The sequence below is a fragment of the Pseudoalteromonas rubra genome (assembly GCF_005886805.2).
In the GTDB taxonomy this organism is placed as follows: domain Bacteria; phylum Pseudomonadota; class Gammaproteobacteria; order Enterobacterales; family Alteromonadaceae; genus Pseudoalteromonas; species Pseudoalteromonas rubra_D.
In genome coordinates this window covers 413,731-435,231 of sequence record NZ_CP045429.1, presented here as the reverse complement: position 1 = coordinate 435,231, position 21,501 = coordinate 413,731, and the positions used below count along the sequence as shown (strand labels likewise).

Sequence of the window (21,501 nt, the reverse complement as noted above, 5' to 3'; positions counted from 1 at the left end):
TCTGTGTCTGTAACACAGCTGCACAGGCATGGATAACGCCGCCTCATTGGCATCATTAAACAGCCTTAGCGTTCTCTAACTAATCTAAATCCAATGTAGTTGGCCCGAAAATCCGGAGCCAGGGCCAAACGTGTAGAAACACGAGCAAGGCTTGGCGCAAAGTTCCAGGCGCCACCACGTACCGTTACGTCGTCCTGCGAAGCGCGCTTTTGCGTCCACTCCCAGACATTACCCACGGTATCATAGAGCCCATAGGCATTGGCAGAAAACTGACCGACCGGCGCAGGACTTTTGTTTGACCATTCACTGCCACACCAACCACAGTTAGCCTGATTGCGGCCTATTTCATTACCCCAGGGGTATTCCGAGGTAGTATCACCGCGCGCGGCATATTCCCATTCAACTTCATTTGGCAAACGGTATTGCATCCCTTGGTCGCCAGATAACCAGTTTGCATAAGCTTTGGCATCTTCATATGAGACACACACGACCGGAAAGTCATCCGCTTGCTCATAGCCAGGCGAACGCCAGCTAAAGTCAATTTCCCAGACAGGTTCACCATTTTTATAATGCGCACAACCTTTGCCTTTCTCAGCTTCAGTAACATACTGAGAGCTATCAATAAAACGTCGGAACTCAGCAACTGTAACTTCTTTGCTCTGCATCACATATGAATGACTGAGCACTTTTTCTACCACAGGGCGCTCATTCGCCAAGCCATTACCTGTCAAGTCGCCCATTTTGAAGCTACCAGCAGGAATGATCACGGTTTCATTGATGATCCTGTCTGGGTTCACAACTGTAACGGGTTGAGGTTGTGCTATCGCGACTTGTTGTGCTGGTTGAGTTTGCTCGCTTTTTGGTGTCGGTGCAGCAATCGACTCAGGCTTTTTTACCAGCCGGGCATTTAGGGTCCGGGCTCGTCGCAAATTTAGGTTAGCCTTATAGGGTTCGTATCCCAGCTTGCGCACCTCAATGTCATGCATACCCGCTGGCAGATTCACCACAAGTTTAGTGGAGCCATAGCTGACACCGTTAATAAAGACTTCATCGTCATACACATTAGAGCGTAAGGTCAGTTCTACTTCACGATTTTTGGGTGGTTGAGGGGCGATATCCGCCGTGATATCCGGGGACGCTGGCAGTGTTGCAACACTGACCACAGGCGTACTTTTTGATAACTCATTTGAAAATGTCAGCTGTTCATCGCTGTACGTGGTCGGATAGCTGGCCTGATAACCCAGCGCCAACGGCGAACCGTATTCGCTGCAATAGCGATTATCCAGGTTGAGCAAGCTACACAGACGACTATTATTGACGTCTCCGCGCATCGTCACACTCAGATTAACACTATAATTACCCTGACCACTGAATGCACTGCCAACCACATGGCTGCTCACTACCTGCACCTGAGCACCCGCCAGATGTCGCTTTGGTTCCACTACTCGCTGCTCGGTCAAATTTGCAAAGATTTGATCGATAAAGTGCTTGGTTGCTTTTTGCAGACCCAATTGCTGACCACGTTGTTCGCATGCCGCTAAGGTTTCGGTGCGTTTACAGTTAATGGTGTGATCCACTTCAAGCGTGCCTTCACGGCTGAACTCGTTGCGTAAACGTTCAATCCGGGCGGTACTCAGTTGATCATTCAAGCCGGCAATGGTGTTCACGAGCGTATGCTTGGTAACGCGGATTTGCTCTATGTCTTTGCGATGTGATGCAATCGCCGCCAACTGCATCACTATGTCTTCTTTATTTTGTTTGTGTTCTGCAACTGCTTGCTGATATCTGCTCTGTGCCGCTGAGATATCCAATGAAGGGTCATCAATCAGACGTCGATAAATGTCGTTCATCGCATCAAGTGCCTGATTCTTTTCTTTATCCAGCTCCGCCGAACGCTGTCGCAACAGGTCAAGCTGTGCTTGTAAACGCGTTTCTTCGCTCAGATGCTTTTCGAGTACCTGAGTATAGTTATCTAATTCAGCTTGCTTTTCAGTGCGCTCAGATTCAATGGCAGTCACAGTTGCAGTATCTTGCGCCGACACACTTAAAGATAAAAGGGTCGCAGAGACAAAAAGAGATAAAGGAGCAATTTGCATAAATTCCATTCCCAACAGCGGCAGTTGTTTGGTCTTTGTTATTTTTTATAATTTAGCGCTTAATGCTATGTACTTAAGAAGTAAAACACAAGCCTAGCACAATTAATATCTGAGTTTACAACTATTAGCCACTTCCTTACCAGTGTTCTACCAAGATTTTCATGAAATAATAGCGGCTATTCGATACGAAACGACACAGACTGAACCTCAGATGGACAAGCTTGATTTTCCTGAATCGCCATTACAACTGATCCACGCACCAGAGCTCGACGCTGCGGGTGTTTCACTGCACGTCAAACGCGATGATCTACTCCATCCAACAATTCAGGGAAACAAGTGGCGTAAGCTCAAATATAACCTCAAGGCAATGAAGCAAGCACGACAATCAGCCTTACTCACTTTTGCCGGTCCCTTCTCCAATCACCTTTATGCCACAGCCATGGCCTGTAAGCAGTTTGGGATTCAGGGAAGTGCCATTATCCGGGGCTCACAACTGGATCAGAACAACCCGACCATCCGCTTCGCCAAAGCCTGTGGCATAACGCTGCATGCCGTTTCTCGCCAGGAATATAGATTACGTAATGACCCCGATTATCTGACACAGTTGCAACACCGATTTCCAGATACTTTTATCGTTCCCGAAGGGGGCAGCAATCAATATGCCCTGCAAGGTTGTCAGGAACTGGCTCAAAGCCTGCCTGAAAGTCATTTTGTATGCTGCGCGGTCGGAAGCGGCGGCACATTAGCAGGAATGCTTGATGGGCTAAGTGACGACAGCCAGTTACTGGGGATCAGTGTGTTAAAGGGAGCTCAATACCTGGATGATGAAGTGCAGAGGCTAAACCCGCATGCAGCACAGCGCACCAACTGGCAAATACTACATGACTATCATGATGGCGGTTACGGTAAATTTTCAGCCTCGTTGTGGCAATTTTGCCTACGTATGCGCCAACAACATGCACTACCGCTGGAGCCGATTTACACAGGTAAACTGATATATGCCTTGTGGCAACTCATTGAGCAAGGGTATTTTCCGCGTGGCAGTCGCATCATTGCTATCCACAGTGGTGGGCTGCAAGGCTTAGACGGCCTGCGCTACCGTAATCTCATCTAGCTCCTTACTCACAGGGCTGATGTTACAGGCTTTGCTCCAGCTGTAACAATGGCGCGCTAAAGTAATAGCCCTGCGCGCCATCCACACCCAGTTTTGTAATGCATTCAAATTCTTCTTTGGTTTCCACACCCACAGCATATACCGGTACGCCGAGTTCTTTAGCCTGAGCGACAATTTGGCGAACAACACTGCGTCGCTTTGCAGAATGGTGCACTTCGTGAATCAGCTCAAATGCCAATTTAAGCGCTGTTACTTGGCCAAACCTGCGTAGGGCTTCGAGCTTTAACGGCGCATTGACATGGTCCAGGACAAATCGGCACCCAGCTTCAGACACGCCCGTCAGCACCTGACAACAATACTCTTCATGCTGATAGAAGTCCTGGAGTGCCAGCTCAAAAGCAATGTCGCTTGTCCGACCAGACGTCATCACCTGCTCACGCAGCCAGTCAATGAACTCCACGTTACTCCAGTTGAGGACATGCAAGTTAACACTCACAGAAAAACCGGCAGGTTCTTTAACAAGCGCGTTGAGAGCATGGCGTAAAATGGTCTTATCCAGCAGCATCAGATGCTCTGCCCGATGAATTTTATGAATAAATTGCCCAGCGGACATCAATCCCAATGATCGGTGGCGCACCCGCAGCAGCGCTTCGCTTTGGATCACATCTTGTTGCGCAAAGCCAAATAACGGCTGAAAGAACAACATAAATCGCCCGGCTTTTATGTCATCCATAATCTCGCTTTCTGCTCGTCGTAAACTGGTGCTCAGGGTGTGATTCAACGGCATAACATGGACATGCTGCCAGACATTGCTTTGCGCAATGCTCAGTGCCGAACGTACAACCTGATATACCATCGCCTGATCAGCACCCTTTGTATAAAAGCACACGCCACACTTCACCGCACTGCGTGACAGATCAGGTCTGAATGTAAGTAAGGCCTGATACACCACTTCATGGATCCGCCTCGCCAGAGCATCAACATCTACTTTATCAACGGGCGCTAACGTCATCACCAATGCACCAGAAGATAAGTACTTACACGAACAACGCTCGTACTTTGAGAAACAGCGAGCCAGCGTCACACTAAAATGACTTTGCGGATCCAGCTCTTCTGGCAATGTTTGACGCCACTTCAACATCGCGAACACAGATACCTTTCGGCTCGCTTCTACTGCGTTAGCCTGTATATCAGGAGATAACTCAGAGGTAATAGCCCGTGCTTGCGTGGCTGACAGCTCTGCGCGCGAAAGACTGCCCATCCACCTGGAGAGTAAATAGCCTGCCACCAACATCAAACAGTTCATAAACAAGACAACAGGTAAACAATCTTGCACAATGGGTGCGGGAGAGAGGTACAGTTCTGTGTCAGCAAACTGAAACTTGACGCTTTCTATGGCCCAAAGCCAGATACTCGCAGTCTGTGTTTCGGCTGCAAACCCATAATGATGCACCAGCGTAGAAAACTCACCGACCCGACTTCCACTCACTGAGGCGTCTAATTGCGCGAAGTGGCTTTGTAGCTGGCCCGCTTGCTGAACTACCTGTGCATGGGTGAATTGCCAAAGCGCGCCATTGACGAGTAACCAGACAACCACAATCACCGCGCGTGCACCCCACCCGGTAAAGACTTCTTTGTCAGCTTTTAATAATCGACGCATGCTGCTACACAAGCCAGTAAACCCTGTATCAAGTTTTGTTCAAGACAGGCTAAAACTCAAGTTGCCTGGAGCAGATTCCTCCGTGGGCGAATAAACACTGCCAGGCCCGCGTTATAGCAATAATGTCTTAATCCATAAACCTGCGTTTCAAGGCCCTACTTCTGCTAACTCGCTCTTACTCCCCCTCTCCGTGCTATATCTTTGCTCCTAACACACCTCAGTTACACTTCAGTGACCGTGTGTTCCAAAATAAAACTACATTGTAGTAATAATACCTTGCAGGAAATTACTATTTTGTAGTAAAAATAAGGAAAGTAAATTTTAAGGACTTCCTGTTATGTCTGACAAAGATAAATTCTTGGGTGAATTCGAACAAATGACGATGCTTGCATTACTGCAACTTGACAATGAAGCGTATGGTGCAGCGATTAGACAACTATTGGCAGAGCAAGTGAATCGTAATGTCGCCATTGGCGCACTTTATTCAACACTAGAGCGATTAGAGCGTAAAGGTATGGTGGAATCACGGCTGGGTGAAGCCACAGCGCAGCGAGGTGGACGAGCAAAACGCTATTTCAAAGTAACAGCACAAGGCCACAGTGCACTTAAACGTGCCAGACAGGCCATGGACACTTTATGGCAAGGACTCTCTGTTCGACATTCTTTAAGCCAGGAGGATTAGCTATGAGCCTCTACTCTGACAAAGAACCAGATGCCAAACCGCCAGTACTGGCAAATAAAGTCCTCTCTATGTTGCTTCCTAATCGACTGCTAGAAAGCGTTCTGGGTGATCTTGAAGAAGAGTTTAATATACTGGCAAAGCAGAATCTTAAACGTGCCAATCAGTGGTATTGGCAACAGACTCTTGAAACAAGCATGATTTATCTAAAAAAGAAATTAGCTTCTGTTGAAATGTTAGGGCGATTGAACTTTTACTTACCACTTATCATGTTCATTACAACTGCAGGTTTAATTGTTTTGCTGTCCATATTGAGCGACCCCACTTCTATTTCTGACACGTTTTGGGATGAACTGTTACAAGGGAAAATTCATATGGCACTATTTAGTACACACTTTTGGCACAATTTTTGGGACATTTTAGCGCTGGCAGAATGGGGAATGTTTATACATTTCGAGTCTTTCATCATCTCATTCTTCAGTATCGCACTGCTCCTCCATTTATATAAAGAACAACAAGCTTCCATCATAAAACTCGCCGTAAGTGGTTATTCACTTGCTTTCATTCCTTACATATGGGGCATCATACACATCGCAAATTATCACTTTGAAGCAAACCAAATAGGACCCATTGTTGCGACAGGTGTGCTTTGCCTTTTATATCTGCTGCCCCCAGTAAGCTACATTATCCATCGCAAACTAAAGCAGTTACAAGCAGAAAATCTTGAATTTAATCAATAAAATAGGACTATAGGAAGAAGTTATGGCTCGCGTGAAATACACACTACTACTGCCTTTGATTGTCTGTAGCTTTGCAAGCATAAGTAATGAAGTACATTTAGAGTCAATAAATAAAATGGCACCCACAGCCAGCGCTGAGGAAGCAATCATACAACACTGGAGACAACCTGACATAAATCGTGAGTTTTGGGATATCTCGGTACTGCCACAGGCGTTCATTGATGTTAAGCCTGCCCCCAGAAACGATGGCTTAGCCGTTGGTGAGCTGGGCATTGATGGAGGTAAAAAAGCCACTATTCTTGCACTGGCTGATGAGCTTGCCAAAGGACAACACGGTAATTTTGACAGCCTCTTAATTCACCACAAAGGCAAGCTGGTATTTGAGTCGTATTACCTCAGAGGGCGCGTAGATTTATCTCACCCCCAATCATCCGTTACTAAAGCTTACACAGGCATGTTGCTTGGTCGTGCCATGCAACTGGGTTACCTCAGCATGGAAGATTTAGACAAACCCGTGGCTGGCTTTCTGAACAAACTGGACGCTGCAAAATTTGTTGATGGTGCAAGTCATATTACATTACACCAGGCTTTAACAATGACAACAGGTCTTAGGATCAGCGATGCAACCCGTAAGTCTTTGCTGGAACGTCCTGAATTAGTCCCAGGTCAGAAGGAAATTCAATTTCTTTTCGAACACAGCGCACCCATAACGCCCGAGTCAAAAGGCTTTTATTACGATATTGGTCCTCAACTGATTATGCAGGTACTTGCGGCTGTAGTCCCCGGCAATATTGAAACATTCATTAAGACAGAATTATTGGGGCAATTAAACATCACAAATTTTGCCTGGAAAACTGCACCGAGCGGCTTACCTGAGTCAATATGGCGGTCGAGCTTAACATCAAGAGACATGATAAAAATGGGCATACTCGCCGCAAATAAGGGCAAATGGAAAGGCAAGCAAATAATTAATCGTGATTTTATGACCAGATCCACCAGTAAACTTATCACCACGGGAGATGATGAGATTTTCGGAGATGGCAAAGACGTCTCTAACCAGGGTTATGGCTATTATTGGTGGAGTTCAGACCTTCAATACAAAGATAAAAAATATTCGAGTGTTTCAGCACAAGGCGGGGGTGGCATATACATCATTCTAATAGAAGAATTAGACCTAATTATTGCCATAACGGCGCATCATGTGGACCATGCCACACAACAAATTGTCGCTGAGCAGATTTTGCCAGCCTTTATCGATTAGCGTCACAGATACCAGATCATTCATTGTCCAATAAACTAAAAAAAGCCGCTTACTAGCGGCTTTTTTTGATTGTTTTTCAACACTGATATTTCAGTCTTTGATTAGAATGGAATATCGTCATCAAAGTCAATGGGCGGTTCCATTGGGTTGCTGGCGCTGCCACTTGCATTGCTGCTGGCATTGCCACCTGCGTTACCACCTGCATTGCCTTGCTGAGGAGCAAACCCACCTTGGGCAGGCGCATTATGCTGCGGTTGCTGTCCCATTGACTGGCCTCCGCCAAAACCACCGCCTTGCTGTTGGTTATGCTGAGGCTGTTGAGACTGCTGAGGCGCGAATCCACCTTGTTGCTGTTGTCCGTACTGAGACTGACCGCCCTGATTCGCATTATTGCCATAGTTGGACTGACCATAGTTTTGGCCGCCCTGTTGACCACCCTGGTACTGACCGCCACCTTGTTCACCGCGGCCGCCCAGCATTTGCATCTGGCCACCCATATCAACAACGATCTCTGTGGTGTAACGTTCCTGACCACCTTGATCTGTCCACTTACGCGTCTGTAAGCGACCTTCAATATAGACTTGTGAGCCTTTACGCAGGTACTCGCCTGCTACCTCTGCCAGCTTACCGAATAGCACAACACGATGCCATTCAGTGCGCTCTTGCATCTGACCTGTGTTTTTGTCTTTCCAACTATCGGTCGTTGCAATACTGATGTTCGCTACGCCGTTTCCGTTAGGCATATAACGTACTTCAGGATCTTGGCCTAAATTACCAACCAAAATAACTTTGTTTACACCGCGTGCCATGGCACCCTCTCCTCACACTATTGCAAGCTAGCGCAAGCCCAGGGCTTGCTTTGCTTGGTTTAAATCAAATTCTTTATCGTTTACTTTCAAGTAAGTACGATTTTCTTCACTGACAACGGTCGCTTCGATGACCCCGGGTAATGCGACCAGCTGATCCGCCAAAGCATCGGCTTTTTCAGGCTCATCAACCTCAGTAACAAAACTAAGTGTTTTACTTCGCACCGGGATTTGCATACGCCACGCAATAAATAGCCATATTACCCCAATTGCCGCAGCCGCAGCAAACACAGTTTGAGGATTAAAATGCTGGGCCAGGTAGCCGCCCATCACACCACCTGCAAATGCGCCAAAAAACTGCGAGGAGGAAAAGACCCCCATCGCCGAGCCTTTTTGAGTGGCAGGTGCAATGCGCGATACCAACGCAGGCATCGTTGCTTCCAGAAAGTTAAAAGCAATAAAATATACTGTCATTGCTACTGCAATGCCGATCAACGAGTTTGCCGCCGGGATCAACGCCAGCGTGCTCACCACGAGCAGCGCAATCGACGCTAAAAATACCTGCTTCTCTTTTTGTTTGCGGATCGCCACTATCATCAGTGGGGCCATCAAAACAAACGCAAGTAATAAAACCGGAATATACAATTGCCAGTGATCTTGCGCGACTAAGCCGTCGGCAATCAGCTGGCCCGGAAGCGCAACAAACAAGGTGGTCAATGTTAAGTGTAGCAGCAACACCCCAAGGTCCAGTCTGACCAGCTGTGGATGGCGCACCAGTTTACGAATATCCGCCATGCTGGCGACGGTATCTCCTTTTGGCGCGCGATTTACAGCGCCAGGCACAATAAACAACACGATCCCGATCCCCAATAATGCCAACGCGGCGGTCAGCCAGAAGATCCCCGCAATGCCAAACGCCGCGGCAACCATTGGGCCTAAAAGCATTGCCACAGCAAAGCTCATGCCGATACACATGCCAATCACAGCCATGACTTTTGGTCTTTGCTCATCGCGACTCAGATCAGACGCCAAGGCCAGCAAGGCACTTGCAATGGCACCCATCCCCTGAAGAGCACGGCCTGCCGTTACCCAGTAAATTGACTCAGCCAGTGCCGCTATCACAGATCCGATGGCAAACATAATTAAACCGGCAACAATAATAGGCTTACGACCAAACTTATCGGACAGCCAGCCCATAGGTATTTGCAGCAACGCCTGCGTCAGCCCGTAAGCACCAATTGCCAGACCAATCCACAATGGCGACACATCAGTGAGCGACTGACCGTAGATAGCCAACACAGGCATCAACATAAACAGCCCCAGCATCCTAAAGGCAAAGACACTTGCCAGTGAAATGGCTGCACGTTTTTCAAGAGAGTTAAGTGATTGTTTCGACATGACACTTATTTGGCTAAGACAAAAACAGGCGCTAGTCTAGCAAAAAAGTAACCAAGTGTTGACGACCAGATCAGATTTTAGTGAGAAAAGCCGACGTTTAGTCCAATCCATACTTTGCCAGGATCCGCGTTAATCGACCTGAATGTTGTAATCGTTCAAATGCGCTTACAAGCTGCCGTAAGTCCTGAGCCGAGACCGACTGCCTACTCAGCGCATAGTAGACTGGCTCGCGGTTTACCACCAGCGAACTCATCGTGATATGAGCAAAGTCAGGATTATGTTGCGACTGATACAGCACGTTGAATTTTTCTTCCAAAAAGCCTGCGATCCTGCCATGTTTAAGTAAGCTGAGTTTGCGTTGATTATCGGCCACATAAATAAAGCGTTGCGACTCGTCTTTTGTCTGCTCTCGTAACAGTAACTCGTTAAATACATGACCATAAAATGCCCCCTTCTGAATGGCTACGGGCACCGGGAGCTTAAACAGATCAGACAGCGTTTGCACTGGATAAGGGCGCAACTGATTCATTGCAAACACTATGGTTTCCATTCTTTGCGGGCCAATAAAGTAGGCAAACTGCTCCCGCTCTGGTGTACGACTGACACTGAGCACCATATCAAGCTCGCCCTCAGCCAGCATTTTCAGCGCCCGACCCCAGGGCACATTAATAAACTGATAACCGCAGCCAGCCTCATCAAGCAGTGCCTTGGCAAAATCCACATCCAGACCATGCCACTTCAACTTAGTGTCTAAACGCGATTGTGCAGCGTAATTTTCAAACCGGACAATCAGCTCACACCCAACCACGAACGGCGTAAACAGCACCCAGATTAGAGCGAACCAGTACAAATGTGATCCCCGGCTTCAAGGTTTATCGTAAGTTTAGCCAAGATAGCTTAATTTTACAGGCTGGATAGGGTACTCTTGGACTCTGAGAAAAACACTGTAAGTTTGTACAGCAAATAAGGCCACCATGGATAAAATAGAAGTTAGAGGTGCACGCACGCACAACCTCAAAGACATCTCTCTTACAATACCGCGCGACAAGCTCATCGTGATCACAGGCCTGTCGGGGTCTGGCAAATCATCATTGGCATTCGATACCTTGTATGCTGAAGGGCAACGCCGTTATGTCGAATCCCTGTCTGCTTACGCCAGACAGTTCTTGTCACTGATGGAAAAACCCGATGTCGATCACATCGAAGGACTTTCGCCGGCCATTTCTATTGAGCAGAAGTCTACTTCTCACAATCCTCGTTCAACAGTAGGTACCATCACGGAAATTTACGATTACCTGCGCTTGTTGTTCGCACGTGTTGGTGAACCTCGCTGCCCAACTCATGATTTGCCACTGAAAGCGCAGACCATCAGTCAAATGGTCGATACCGTACTGGGTCACCCTGAAGGCAGCAAATTAATGCTGCTGGCCCCGGTGGTCAAAAATCGTAAAGGGGAGCATGTTAAACTCCTTGAACAACTTGCCAGCCAGGGCTTTATTCGTGCCCGCATTGATGGTGAAGTATGCGACTTATCCGATCCGCCGACCCTGGAACTACACAAAAAGCACACCATCGAGGTGGTCGTTGACCGCTTCAAGGTCAAAGAGGGACTGGAGCAAAGGTTGGCCGAATCCTTTGAAACGGCGCTGGAGCTGGCGGATGGCATTGCCGTGGTGGCTGCCATGGACGACAGCCTGGATGAAGAACTGGTGTTTTCCGCTAACTTTGCCTGCCCGACGTGTGGCTATGCCATGACCGAGCTGGAGCCTCGTTTGTTCTCGTTCAATAACCCTGCCGGAGCCTGTCAAAGCTGTGACGGACTGGGTGTCAGACAGTTCTTTGACCCCAGCCGGGTAGTACAAAACCCCGAGCTGAGTCTGTCCGGTGGCGCCATTAAAGGCTGGGATAAACGCAGCTTTTACTATTATCAGATGCTCAGCTCAGTCGCTGAACACTATGACTTTGACCTCGAAACACCGTTTCAGAACTTATCAAACGACGCACAAAAGGTGGTGCTGGAAGGCTCGGGGCGAACCAAGATAGCCTTCAACTATCGCAATGACCGCGGAGACTTAATCACCCGAAACCATGAGTTTGAAGGCGTATTAAACAATATGAACCGCCGTTACCGAGAAACGGAATCGGCCTCAGTCCGCGAAGAGCTGGCTAAATACCAAACCAGTCAAGCCTGCCCTAAATGTAATGGCTCCCGATTGAGAGAAGAAGCTCGTCACGTCTTTATTGGTGCCACCAATCTACCGACGGTCACGACCATGAGTATTGGGGAAGCCTGTGACTTTTTTGATGCACTGACCCTCAGCGGTCAAAAGGCCAAGATCGCAGAAAAGGTACTCAAAGAAATCCGTGACCGTTTGTCCTTTTTGATCAATGTCGGTCTGAACTACCTATCACTGGAACGTAGTGCCGATACGCTCTCAGGTGGTGAAGCCCAAAGGATCCGACTAGCAAGCCAGATAGGTGCGGGCCTGGTGGGCGTCATGTACGTACTTGACGAACCGTCGATCGGGCTACACCAAAGAGACAATGATCGATTACTGAGCACCCTCACCCACCTGCGTGATCTGGGCAATACCGTTATCGTGGTTGAACATGATGAAGATGCTATTCGTGCAGCCGACCACATTATAGATATCGGCCCTGGTGCCGGTGTGCACGGTGGTTATGTGGTCGCAGAAGGCAGCCGCGAAGACATCATGGCAAACCCAAAATCACTGACTGGCCAATATCTCAGTGGGCAGCAAGCCATAGCCGTACCTGCTGAGCGTCATCAAACTGGTGAGCAATGGCTGGCACTGAATGGCGCCAGTGGAAACAACCTTAAAAACGTGAATCTCAAGATCCCATTTGGCTTGATGACCTGCGTCACCGGCGTGTCTGGTTCTGGCAAGTCAACTCTGATCAACGACACCCTATTCAAACTGGCACACAGAGAACTTAACGGAGCAACGGTTGCTGAGCCTTCACCTTACCAGTCCATCGAAGGCCTGGAGCATTTTGACAAGGTGATCGACATAGATCAAAGTCCAATCGGACGCACACCACGCTCAAACCCGGCCACCTATACCGGGATCTTTACAGCGATCCGGGAGTTATTCGCAGGTACCCAGGAAGCGCGCTCGCGGGGTTACAAGGTTGGCCGCTTTAGTTTCAATGTGAAAGGCGGTCGCTGTGAAGCCTGTCAGGGCGACGGTGTGATCAAAGTCGAAATGCACTTTTTACCCGATGTCTATGTGCCCTGTGATGTCTGTACAGGCAAACGCTACAACCGGGAAACTTTAGAAGTCCTGTATAAAGGCAAGAACATCCATGAAGTGTTGGAAATGACAGTGGAAGATGCCCGTGAGTTCTTTGATAAGATCCCAGCCATCAAACGCAAATTACAAACATTGATGGATGTGGGGCTGTCCTACATTCGACTCGGCCAGGCAGCAACAACGTTGTCTGGTGGTGAAGCGCAACGGGTCAAACTTGCCCGTGAATTATCTAAACGAGACACTGGTAAAACCCTGTATATCCTTGATGAGCCAACCACAGGTCTGCATTTCCATGATATTCAGCAGCTGCTGGTTGTACTGCACCGATTACGTGACCATGGTAATACCGTAGTGGTGATAGAACACAACCTGGATGTCATTAAAACTGCCGACTGGATAGTCGATCTTGGCCCGGAAGGCGGTGCTGGCGGTGGTCAGATCCTAGTTGCTGGCACCCCGGAAGAGGTTGCTGAGTGTGCAGCTTCTCACACTGGTCGATACCTCAAGCCTATGCTATAACGGAGCGAGCAAGGGGAGTCATGCTCCCCACTCACTTTCACGGTCAGGGAATGGAATAATAACAATGAAACTGGCACTTCCCAGCGCAATACAACCTGTTGTAGGCCCTTTTTCAACACTGCAAAAAAAATGGCTGGTATTCTGGCACACCCTGAATGTGGCACAACGCTGCTACTTTTCAGCAACCATGCTGTGTTTGCTTGCCATCTTCAATGAACTGCCTGAAGACAGCTCGCTTTATCTGGGGGCGTCGGTCCTCGCACTGATAGCCATGACCAGAGAATTCTGGCCGAGGTTTATCCACCTTTGGGAAAGCCTGCCAGGCAAAGCCGTGATTTTGCTGTTTTACGCGTTTATTGCCAACTATGCGCTTGCCCAAGCAGCAGGAATGGTAAATGACATCACGGGTGTGAATGCAGATCACCTGCCCTACTCGCACAACTTTAGCATGCTGTTATCTGTTCCGACCTGGTTTGTGACCACCAGCATTTTACTGTTGATCCTGCTGCAACTTATTCAGCCAGTTTATTTATTCGTACTGATGTTGCTGCGCCCATTTGGGCTCCATAAATGGTGGCATAGTCCAGACTACCAGTACCCTGTTACCACCGGACTCGTGCGCTTTTTCTTTGGGTTATTTTTGCTCTACCAAATGGCGGTGTTTATTTCCTCAACGGGCATGTCCCGAGGTGTCAATAGCTTTTTACGCCATATCGTAGAAGGCTTTACCGGTCAGTCGATCCAACTCAATATTACGATGCAAGATGACGCCGACAATACGCTTACACACACCACAATCGACGCCATAGCAGGCTCAGCAGTCAATGACACAGAGCAAGCGAAACTGGCAGAACAACAGGCTGAGCTAAACGAACTCAAAGTCCAGTTATCAGCATTTGAAAAGAATGCTGATAAGTATGAACGCCATCTGCAAAACGCGCTGACTTACTTTATCTACGAGTATGAATCGGACAGCCGTTCCCGGTGTGAAATTGCACCAGGCACGCGGATCATCGAGTTAAACGACTACGAACTGCTGGAAATTACTAAACTTGAGGGCGATCCTGCCCGCTATGAATTTGTTGTTAAACCCTGCATCTCAGCGGCCATCGGCCATCAGTTCCGAAACCGCTAAGTGAATATCCGGCCGGGCGCGCTATAACGCATACTTGCTTAGCGCAGCCTGCTCTTCTTCACTGAGTGACTGAGATGTTTTACCCGCAAAGTCATAACGCACCATCACAGTGCGCCCTTCGGCACAGCATTCGTCATGCTGCCAGGCCTGCTGTAAGATCACGAAGGAGCTGTTACCAACCTTTTCAATCGCCGTTTTGATTTCGACAGGCTGGCCGTAAAACAGCTCACCTTTAAAGGTTACTTCTACCTTGGCAACAATTAGCTTCCATTGATGTGGATTAAGATCCGGTGTAAAAATTTTGAAAATAGGCATGCGCGCCGCTTCAAACCATACCGGGAGTACGGTATTGTTGATATGTCCGAGGACATCCGTTTCACTGAAACGCGGCATAATAGTTTCTGACAACATAATAATTCTAACCAATTTTGGATATCAACATGACTGATTTTATTCGCATTTATGAGAATGCACTGAGTCCTGAGTTTTGCCAGCAGTTTATTCAGACCTTTGATAACAGCCCTCATCTGGCACAGGGGACCACCTCAGGAGGCGTCGACCTCAGTAAGAAAATCAGTCAGGATCTGTATTTAAATCAATACCCGGATTATGCTCAGCAATTAACACATATTCAACAAACCACGTCGAAATACCTGTTCGATTATATTGAAGAGCACTTTTTCATGATGATTGGGGCTTTCGGGCTTAGCGTTTATCATCCAAAAACTGGCCAGCCTGTTAATTTAACCGTTGATAACTTTGAGGAAGTGGGTAAACCTCAGCTCCCCATATTGACTCAACAATTATTTCGTTTAGGGTCTATCCAGGCACAGCGCTATCCGACGAATAAAGGCGGTTACCCTTACTGGCACAGTGAAGTTTATCCTCAATTACAGCACAACGAAGCACTCCACCGGGTATTGTTATTTATGTTTTATCTCAATGACGTAGAAGAAGGCGGAGAAACTGAGTTTCATTATCAGGACAAATGCATCAAGCCAAAACAGGGCTCAATGGTGATTGCGCCAGCCTACTTCACACATACACACCGGGGCAACATGCCGCGTTCCAATGACAAATATATTCTCACATCCTGGGTCTTATTTAATCGGGCGGAGCAACTATACGGTGCACCACCCCAGCAAGCCACGAGCTAACGGCGGCGACGAATAAATTCCTGCCAGTCCTGCAGTAGGGCTTCGAAATCCTCGAAGCCACACCCTGCGCTCAAGCCATGCTCTTCCATAGCGAGCGCATCATCACTGAACGCAGACAAAGCATCGGTTTGATCGTGATATAAGTCATGGGCTTCAAACAGCGCTTCCTGATGGGAAACTATCAGGCGTACCTCACGTCCTTCCAGACAAAACTCATCCCGGGTTGTTTTGATTTCTTTCAGGCGAGCCAGCAAAGCTGGCAATGCGTCGTGCGCAAGTTCATCATTTAACCAACGTCCTACCAGCTCATGTTCCGCTGACATTTTGACACGAAATCCGGCTATCGGATCGCGAATAAACTGATACTCCATAGTCACTTCAAGGTTATTTAATACAACTCTGTTAGTATACCTGAACCTCACGACGCTGCATTGTTTAGTGCCGATAAACCCGTATAATACTGCCTGCATTGCCAATAACGCCCTTCACAACCAACGAGTAAGCCGTGACTTTCATTGATATCCTGTTTCCATTGATTTTCGTCGTCACCTGTGGGTTTGTGGCCGCGCGGATCCGATTTATCTCGGCCGCACAATTGGATGGGATCCGCGTCTATATTTTTAATCTCGCCATCCCTATGCTGCTTTTTTTAAGTATGTATCGCGCTGACCTGTCACAGGTTGCCTCTGTAACGTTACTGCTGGCATTTTATCTGCCCGTCATTGCGCTGTACTGCCTGGTGCTACTCGTGATGCGGCGACGCTTTAAACTCGCAACCGAAGAAGCCGCATTAAGCGCGCTAAACGGTACCTACTCGAATACAGTGGTGGTTGGTCTGCCTGTCATTCTGGCAGCACTGGGTGAACAGGCAGCGGCCATGGTATTTATGATCATCCCACTGCACAGTGCGGTGTTATTTTCTCTTACTTTCATTTTGGCCGGAAAAGGGAAAGGTGGCATTGACTGGCTCAAGCCACTGTTTTTGAACCCCGTTGTACTGAGTATCAGTCTCGGACTGCTCGCCAATTTGCTGCCAGTGACTATCCCGGCTTTGCTCTTGTCAGGAATGGACTGGTTTGCCCAACCAGCCATTGCAGGTGCACTGTTTGTGCTAGGTGCCAGTCTGGTTCAGTACGGGTTTCGCACCGTGTGGTATCCGGCACTTATGATCAGCATCATCAAACTGCTGATACTGCCTTTGTGCGTTTATCTGACAGCAACACTACTGGCACTAGAGCCATTACAACGCCAGGTCGTCACGCTCATGAGTGCCGCGCCACTGGGTGTCAACGCCTACCTGGTTGCCCGCCAGCTATCCGTTCAGCAAGCAAACAGTGCTGGCGGCGTTGTGCTATCTACCCTGCTAAGTGTGATCTCACTCAGCCTGTGGCTGGCTGTTTTATCAATCTGATGAGCGATACTTGGCCGCATCAATGATCGACCACAAGTGAAAAATGGCGGCCACTACCGCAGGCACTACTAACCACCATAGTGCATATCCACCAACACAGACGACTGCGAAGATAAGCGCTGCAAGTAAACGTCCCTGCACTAATTGTCCTAAGCCTGGAAAAAAGACATTACATATTGCGGCAATTACATTGCCTCCTGAACCCTGTCCTGCCATAAAGACCTCTCTTTTTTAGTTTTAACTGCGCATTTGTATGGTGACGCGCAGACAATTCAATCGTATGATTTAACTATTACATGTTTTGTGCCAAAATTATAAACACTTAAAAATCAATAAAATAAAAAAATAACGCGACGTTCACAGCTATTAGCATAGCTTAATTGACTAACTTTTAGTGAATTAAGTCACTTTTTACATGAACGCTGTTTGTTGCGCACACTCAATGGGAATCTGTCATGCTAAACCATATCACACAACCACTCAGCCGACTGGTTGAACGATATTTACCCGACCCCTATATCTTCGTTTGCCTGTTGACCCTGCTGGTGCTCGCCCTTGCCAGCGTGTTTACACCCACGACCCCACTGGAGGCCATCACCATCTGGGGACAAGGGTTTTGGAACCTGCTTCAATTTGCCATGCAGATGCTGCTCATTTTAGTGTGCGGATACATGTTAGCCAGTACACAACCCTGTATCATAGCGCTGAACAAACTGGCCACGTTCGCTCGCTCGCCTGCACAGGCTATTATGCTGGTCACCTTAGTTGCAATGCTGGCAAGCTGGTTAAACTGGGGTTTTGGCCTGGTGGTAGGTGCTTTATTTGCTAAAGCCCTAGCTCGCCAGATTGCTGTGGATTATCGCTTATTGGTGGCCAGTGCCTACTCCGGATTTATCGTCTGGCATGGTGGATTAGCAGGCTCCGTGCCACTGACCATTGCCACACCCGGCCATTTTGCCGAAGCTCAGATAGGGGTTTTGGGCACCAGCCAAACGCTGTTCGCCCCATTCAACCTGCTAATCCTGGGTGTATTATTGGTGATCATGCCCCTGCTTAATCGCTTTATGCTCCCGCCGGCTCAGTCTCAGGTCGTGGTCGACCCCAGCAAACTGGCTCAACCGGAACCACCCAGCCCACCCGCCTCAATGACTCCGGCAGAGCGCATTGAACACAGCACTTTAATCGGAACGACTATAGGCCTGCTCGGGTGTGGCTACTTGTTTTATTATTTTTTGGCCGCCGGTGGTACGCTCAACCTCAATAGTGTCATTGCATTGTTCCTGTTTCTGGCCATCTTGTTACATCGCACACCTGCGAACCTGCTAAACAGCTTACAAGAGGCGATTAGGGGAGGTGCGGGTATTGTGATCCAGTTTCCTTTCTATGCAGGGATCATGGCTGTGATGGTCAAAACAGGGCTCGCACAGCAGATCTCGGGTGGCTTTGTAGAGATCAGTACCAGCACAACACTGCCCTTATGGAGCTTTCTCAGTGCCGGACTGGTGAACATTTTTGTTCCTTCAGGAGGTGGGCAATGGGCTGTGCAGGCGCCCATTGTGATCCCCGCTGCACAAGCGCTTGGGACCGACATTGCTCGTGTTGCTATGGCGGTTGCCTGGGGCGATGCCTGGACCAACCTTATTCAACCCTTCTGGGCTCTGCCGGTACTGGCCATCGCCGGCTTGAAAGCCAAAGATATTATGGGATTTTGTTTGATTCAATTGTTGGTCAGTGGCGTGGTGATCGCTCTTTTACTGACCCTGGCCTAGCCCGTAATGCTTGCCGGTCAGCAACCTGACCGGTTAAAAATTAATTGGATAGTACTTTAATGGGCAGACTCAGCAATACACTATCCGCGTCAGCAAAGTGCCACATCACGCCAATTAAGCCGACGCAGACAACAACATATAGCGCCGTTGAGACGATCTGACCATAGCGATCTAGCGGGATGAGATGAGCCTGATGACGGCCCCGCCACTCCAGCAAAATATCGATTGTGCCTATCACCAGGAAGAATACCAGCAGCATCAAACCAAAGGTATAACTGATCACCGCACCCAGCAAAATCCCAGCCAGACAGATCAGCAGACCAACCCAGGAACGCATAGAAAAGCTGATACTTTTCAGTACATGCCCCCCATCGAGCGGCAAAATGGGCAACATATTAAAGAGATTAAGCAATGCACTCAGCACAGCTACACCAGCGAATATCTCCAGCTCAGTCACATAATACAGAACCACCGCTAGCAGCGAGGCAAGTAAGCCAAAAGCGGGCCCCATCAAGGAAATAATGACATTTTGCCAACGGGTAGTTAGTTTATCTTCACTTACAGCCAAACCTCCTACAAATGGGATAAGGTAAATCCCTTTGGTTTTCAATCCAAAGTAGCGCATTGCCCGAATATGGCCGTACTCGTGGATCACCAAACACGCTAACAACATCACCGAAAACTGCCAGGAAAACAGCCAGGCATACCCGGCCAAAGAGGCCCCTGCCAGTGCCGCTTTAACCACATTGGCACTCTTTAGCAGCTTAAACCCCAAAGCCGCCAGCCCAAGCCAGCTTCCTTTATTGTCATTATGCTGGATTGGCACCTCGAGCCACTGCCAGGGTTCGTCGTTGACTGCCACCGCCAGCAACCCCTCGGCTAGTCGGCTGCGATCCAGTTGAAGTTTGTGTCCGGCAACATTGACCTGGACCAATTGTGCGTCGATGGGTTCATGTGCCAGTCGTTGCTGATCCTGGTATACCTGCAGGATCTCCTGGCGATTCACTAGTACAGACATCTGATAGCCTGCTAAGGGAAACTCAATGCGGGTCATGTTGACTCGTCGTTAAAACATAAAGTGTGCCCATTATACGCACTTTTTATCGACAAGTACCTAGCCCTGTGAACATACGCAGGCCTCCAACACCGCAATTATTTTTTCCAAGCCACACCTCTGTCATGTGCGTTCTATACCCCATGTACTAAACTGACAATTAGGTTCCAAACTAAGGATAGCGTCATGCAACATCAGGCTAAACACATTCTTGTCGTTGACGATTCACAGGCGATATTGATAGTCATGAAAGCCATACTGGCAGAGCTGGAAGTAGACTATGTAACCACCGTAGACAGTGCACCTCAAGCGCTGGAGCTGGTTCGGCAAACCCCTTTGCACTATGATGCGGTTTTTACCGATCTCAACATGCCTGACATGGACGGTATGGAGCTGATCCGCAAGCTCGGCGAACTGAGATATCCCGGCGGGATTGTCATTATCTCAGAGATGGAAACCCGGGTGATGGATCTGGCTGCAAACCTGGCCAGACAACATAACACCCACCTGATAGGCAATATCTCTAAACCTGTACAACTCAATGACGTAGACAGGCTCCTGAAGAAGCTGGATAGTTTTATTGGCAACGATGAGTCAGAAGAGTCTTGTGTTACAGAGGATCAACTGCTGTATGCGATCAGTAATAACGAAATCACGCCCTTTTATCAGCCCAAAGTCCACCGTGGCAGCAAGAAGATCAAAAGTGTCGAGGTATTAGCGCGCATTGTTTCTCAGCAGTATGGTGAAACCCTACTCCCCCATAGATTTATCGGGGTGGCTCAGGATCTGGACTTGATTAATCTGGTTACTTTTCAGCTGTTTGAAAAAGCCACTAAAGAGTTTCAAAAGCTCAGAGCCGAACTCAATTACCCCTTTAAGCTCGCTTTTAACTTGTCACCTGTGCAACTCAATGACAGTGGCTGTCCTGACAAGCTGGCTCTGATCCTCGAACTCAACCGTCTGGAACCCAAGGAAGTGATTATAGAGATCACCGAAAACCAGCCTATTGTCAGTAGCTTGCAACTTGAAACCATCAACAGGTTAAGGTTAAGAGGTTTCGACCTCTCACTAGATGACTTCGGAACCGGGTTTACTAACCTGCAGCAATTAAAAAACTTGCCCTTTACTGAAATTAAACTGGATCGCTCGCTCATCACCTATATAGAGTGCGACCGTTTTTCTCAGGTGCTGGTCGACAGCCTGATTGATATTGCACAAAATCAACAAATGGACATTGTTGCTGAAGGCATCGAGCGCATTGAAGAATTGCAATATTTGGAGAAATATAAATACAGCTTGCTGATGCAAGGCTATCTGATCAGTCGGCCTAAAGCCTTACCCGAGTTTATTCGCTGGATCCACTCATGGCAGAGAATGATAAATTCAAACCCATAGGGAGATTGTGAGTTAGTCTCAGGTGCGGATGA

19 protein-coding genes are annotated in these 21,501 nt (G+C 48.2%); 10 read left to right on the top strand and 9 right to left on the bottom strand.

The features are described 5' to 3' along the window. Positions 1–65 precede the first annotated feature (65 nt). Positions 66–2,096, bottom strand: coding sequence for an SUMF1/EgtB/PvdO family nonheme iron enzyme (locus tag CWC22_RS01935; protein ID WP_138538351.1), 2,031 nt, complete (start codon positions 2,094–2,096; stop codon positions 66–68). A gap of 211 nt (positions 2,097–2,307) precedes the next feature. Between CWC22_RS01935 and CWC22_RS01930 the strand changes: the two genes are divergently transcribed. After that, positions 2,308–3,210 carry a 1-aminocyclopropane-1-carboxylate deaminase/D-cysteine desulfhydrase gene (locus CWC22_RS01930; protein WP_138538352.1) on the top strand — a complete coding sequence of 301 codons (903 nt, stop codon included), beginning with the start codon at positions 2,308–2,310 and terminating at the stop codon, positions 3,208–3,210. A gap of 22 nt (positions 3,211–3,232) precedes the next feature. On the opposite strand, the gene CWC22_RS01925 is transcribed toward CWC22_RS01930, so the two are convergent. Then, entirely contained in the window at positions 3,233–4,870 is a 1,638-nt protein-coding gene (locus tag CWC22_RS01925) for an EAL domain-containing protein (protein WP_138538353.1), read from the bottom strand. 337 nt (positions 4,871–5,207) lie between these two features. Here CWC22_RS01925 and CWC22_RS01920 point away from each other — a divergent pair, with 337 nt between their 5' ends. Genes CWC22_RS01920 through CWC22_RS01910 form a run of 3 tightly spaced genes read left to right on the top strand, consistent with a single transcriptional unit; the run spans position 5,208 to position 7,550 of the window. Continuing rightward, a complete protein-coding gene (locus CWC22_RS01920) occupies positions 5,208–5,552 on the top strand; it encodes a PadR family transcriptional regulator (RefSeq protein ID WP_138538354.1) in 345 nt (114 codons plus the stop codon). A gap of 2 nt (positions 5,553–5,554) precedes the next feature. Next, complete coding sequence (locus CWC22_RS01915; RefSeq protein ID WP_125558575.1) at positions 5,555–6,289, top strand: hypothetical protein; 735 nt, start codon at positions 5,555–5,557, stop codon at positions 6,287–6,289. 22 nt (positions 6,290–6,311) lie between these two features. Continuing rightward, the gene (locus tag CWC22_RS01910; RefSeq protein ID WP_138538355.1) at positions 6,312–7,550 is read left to right on the top strand and encodes a serine hydrolase domain-containing protein; all 1,239 of its coding nucleotides are present in this window, start codon (positions 6,312–6,314) and stop codon (positions 7,548–7,550) included. Positions 7,551–7,651: 101 nt separating this feature from the next. Here CWC22_RS01910 and ssb read toward each other — a convergent pair whose 3' ends face one another. From ssb to CWC22_RS01895, 3 genes are all read right to left on the bottom strand, one after another. Beyond that, complete coding sequence (gene ssb / locus CWC22_RS01905; protein WP_138538356.1) at positions 7,652–8,359, bottom strand: single-stranded DNA-binding protein; 708 nt, start codon at positions 8,357–8,359, stop codon at positions 7,652–7,654. Between the two features lie 27 nt (positions 8,360–8,386). Further along, on the bottom strand, positions 8,387–9,754 hold the full coding sequence (locus tag CWC22_RS01900; protein ID WP_125558581.1) for an MFS transporter: 1,368 nt from the start codon (positions 9,752–9,754) through the stop codon (positions 8,387–8,389). A gap of 97 nt (positions 9,755–9,851) precedes the next feature. Then, a complete protein-coding gene (locus CWC22_RS01895; RefSeq protein WP_125558583.1) occupies positions 9,852–10,604 on the bottom strand; it encodes a substrate-binding periplasmic protein in 753 nt (250 codons plus the stop codon). Between the two features lie 124 nt (positions 10,605–10,728). Here CWC22_RS01895 and uvrA point away from each other — a divergent pair, with 124 nt between their 5' ends. Further along, a complete protein-coding gene (uvrA, locus tag CWC22_RS01890) occupies positions 10,729–13,548 on the top strand; it encodes an excinuclease ABC subunit UvrA (RefSeq protein ID WP_138538357.1) in 2,820 nt (939 codons plus the stop codon). Positions 13,549–13,612: 64 nt separating this feature from the next. Then, positions 13,613–14,683, top strand: a complete 1,071-nt coding sequence (locus tag CWC22_RS01885; RefSeq protein ID WP_138538358.1) for a hypothetical protein — start codon at positions 13,613–13,615, stop codon at positions 14,681–14,683. A 21-nt stretch (positions 14,684–14,704) separates the two neighbouring features. On the opposite strand, the gene CWC22_RS01880 is transcribed toward CWC22_RS01885, so the two are convergent. Next, positions 14,705–15,094 carry an acyl-CoA thioesterase gene (locus CWC22_RS01880; protein WP_138538359.1) on the bottom strand — a complete coding sequence of 130 codons (390 nt, stop codon included), beginning with the start codon at positions 15,092–15,094 and terminating at the stop codon, positions 14,705–14,707. A gap of 29 nt (positions 15,095–15,123) precedes the next feature. On the opposite strand from CWC22_RS01880, the gene CWC22_RS01875 reads away from it, so the two are divergent. Beyond that, on the top strand, positions 15,124–15,840 hold the full coding sequence (locus CWC22_RS01875; RefSeq protein WP_125558593.1) for a 2OG-Fe(II) oxygenase: 717 nt from the start codon (positions 15,124–15,126) through the stop codon (positions 15,838–15,840). On the opposite strand, the gene CWC22_RS01870 is transcribed toward CWC22_RS01875, so the two are convergent. Further along, positions 15,837–16,310, bottom strand: coding sequence for a YacL family protein (locus CWC22_RS01870; RefSeq protein ID WP_230090612.1), 474 nt, complete (start codon positions 16,308–16,310; stop codon positions 15,837–15,839). The genes CWC22_RS01875 and CWC22_RS01870 overlap by 4 nt on opposite strands. A gap of 35 nt (positions 16,311–16,345) precedes the next feature. On the opposite strand from CWC22_RS01870, the gene CWC22_RS01865 reads away from it, so the two are divergent. Next, on the top strand, positions 16,346–17,251 hold the full coding sequence (locus CWC22_RS01865) for an AEC family transporter (RefSeq protein ID WP_138538360.1): 906 nt from the start codon (positions 16,346–16,348) through the stop codon (positions 17,249–17,251). Here the strand turns inward: CWC22_RS01865 and CWC22_RS01860 are convergent. Next, positions 17,243–17,467: a hypothetical protein gene (locus tag CWC22_RS01860; RefSeq protein ID WP_010386680.1), complete on the bottom strand. Its 225-nt coding sequence runs from the start codon at positions 17,465–17,467 to the stop codon at positions 17,243–17,245. The genes CWC22_RS01865 and CWC22_RS01860 overlap by 9 nt on opposite strands. 239 nt (positions 17,468–17,706) lie before the next feature. Between CWC22_RS01860 and CWC22_RS01855 the strand changes: the two genes are divergently transcribed. Beyond that, positions 17,707–19,020, top strand: coding sequence for a short-chain fatty acid transporter (locus tag CWC22_RS01855; protein ID WP_125558597.1), 1,314 nt, complete (start codon positions 17,707–17,709; stop codon positions 19,018–19,020). Between the two features lie 40 nt (positions 19,021–19,060). Here the strand turns inward: CWC22_RS01855 and CWC22_RS01850 are convergent, their stop codons facing one another. Beyond that, positions 19,061–20,074, bottom strand: coding sequence for a site-2 protease family protein (locus CWC22_RS01850; protein WP_138538361.1), 1,014 nt, complete (start codon positions 20,072–20,074; stop codon positions 19,061–19,063). A gap of 186 nt (positions 20,075–20,260) precedes the next feature. Between CWC22_RS01850 and CWC22_RS01845 the strand changes: the two genes are divergently transcribed. Beyond that, positions 20,261–21,469 carry an EAL domain-containing protein gene (locus CWC22_RS01845; RefSeq protein ID WP_138538362.1) on the top strand — a complete coding sequence of 403 codons (1,209 nt, stop codon included), beginning with the start codon at positions 20,261–20,263 and terminating at the stop codon, positions 21,467–21,469. Positions 21,470–21,501 lie beyond the last annotated feature (32 nt).

Excerpts from the sequence above, each read along its gene's own strand:
- uvrA (WP_138538357.1), top strand. The coding sequence starts at position 10,729 with ATGGATAAAATAGAAGTTAGAGGTGCACGCACGCACAACCTCAAAGAC.
- CWC22_RS01900 (WP_125558581.1), bottom strand. The coding sequence starts at position 9,754 with ATGTCGAAACAATCACTTAACTCTCTTGAAAAACGTGCAGCCATTTCA.
- CWC22_RS01850 (WP_138538361.1), bottom strand. The coding sequence starts at position 20,074 with ATGACCCGCATTGAGTTTCCCTTAGCAGGCTATCAGATGTCTGTACTA.
- ssb (WP_138538356.1), bottom strand. The coding sequence starts at position 8,359 with ATGGCACGCGGTGTAAACAAAGTTATTTTGGTTGGTAATTTAGGCCAA.
- CWC22_RS01855 (WP_125558597.1), top strand. The coding sequence starts at position 17,707 with ATGCTAAACCATATCACACAACCACTCAGCCGACTGGTTGAACGATAT.
- CWC22_RS01935 (WP_138538351.1), bottom strand. The coding sequence starts at position 2,096 with ATGCAAATTGCTCCTTTATCTCTTTTTGTCTCTGCGACCCTTTTATCT.
- CWC22_RS01885 (WP_138538358.1), top strand. The coding sequence starts at position 13,613 with ATGAAACTGGCACTTCCCAGCGCAATACAACCTGTTGTAGGCCCTTTT.
- CWC22_RS01875 (WP_125558593.1), top strand. The coding sequence starts at position 15,124 with ATGACTGATTTTATTCGCATTTATGAGAATGCACTGAGTCCTGAGTTT.
- CWC22_RS01920 (WP_138538354.1), top strand. The coding sequence starts at position 5,208 with ATGTCTGACAAAGATAAATTCTTGGGTGAATTCGAACAAATGACGATG.
- CWC22_RS01860 (WP_010386680.1), bottom strand. The coding sequence starts at position 17,467 with ATGGCAGGACAGGGTTCAGGAGGCAATGTAATTGCCGCAATATGTAAT.
- CWC22_RS01925 (WP_138538353.1), bottom strand. The coding sequence starts at position 4,870 with ATGCGTCGATTATTAAAAGCTGACAAAGAAGTCTTTACCGGGTGGGGT.
- CWC22_RS01870 (WP_230090612.1), bottom strand. The coding sequence starts at position 16,310 with ATGCAGGCAGTATTATACGGGTTTATCGGCACTAAACAATGCAGCGTC.
- CWC22_RS01930 (WP_138538352.1), top strand. The coding sequence starts at position 2,308 with ATGGACAAGCTTGATTTTCCTGAATCGCCATTACAACTGATCCACGCA.
- CWC22_RS01910 (WP_138538355.1), top strand. The coding sequence starts at position 6,312 with ATGGCTCGCGTGAAATACACACTACTACTGCCTTTGATTGTCTGTAGC.
- CWC22_RS01915 (WP_125558575.1), top strand. The coding sequence starts at position 5,555 with ATGAGCCTCTACTCTGACAAAGAACCAGATGCCAAACCGCCAGTACTG.
- CWC22_RS01845 (WP_138538362.1), top strand. The coding sequence starts at position 20,261 with ATGCAACATCAGGCTAAACACATTCTTGTCGTTGACGATTCACAGGCG.
- CWC22_RS01880 (WP_138538359.1), bottom strand. The coding sequence starts at position 15,094 with ATGTTGTCAGAAACTATTATGCCGCGTTTCAGTGAAACGGATGTCCTC.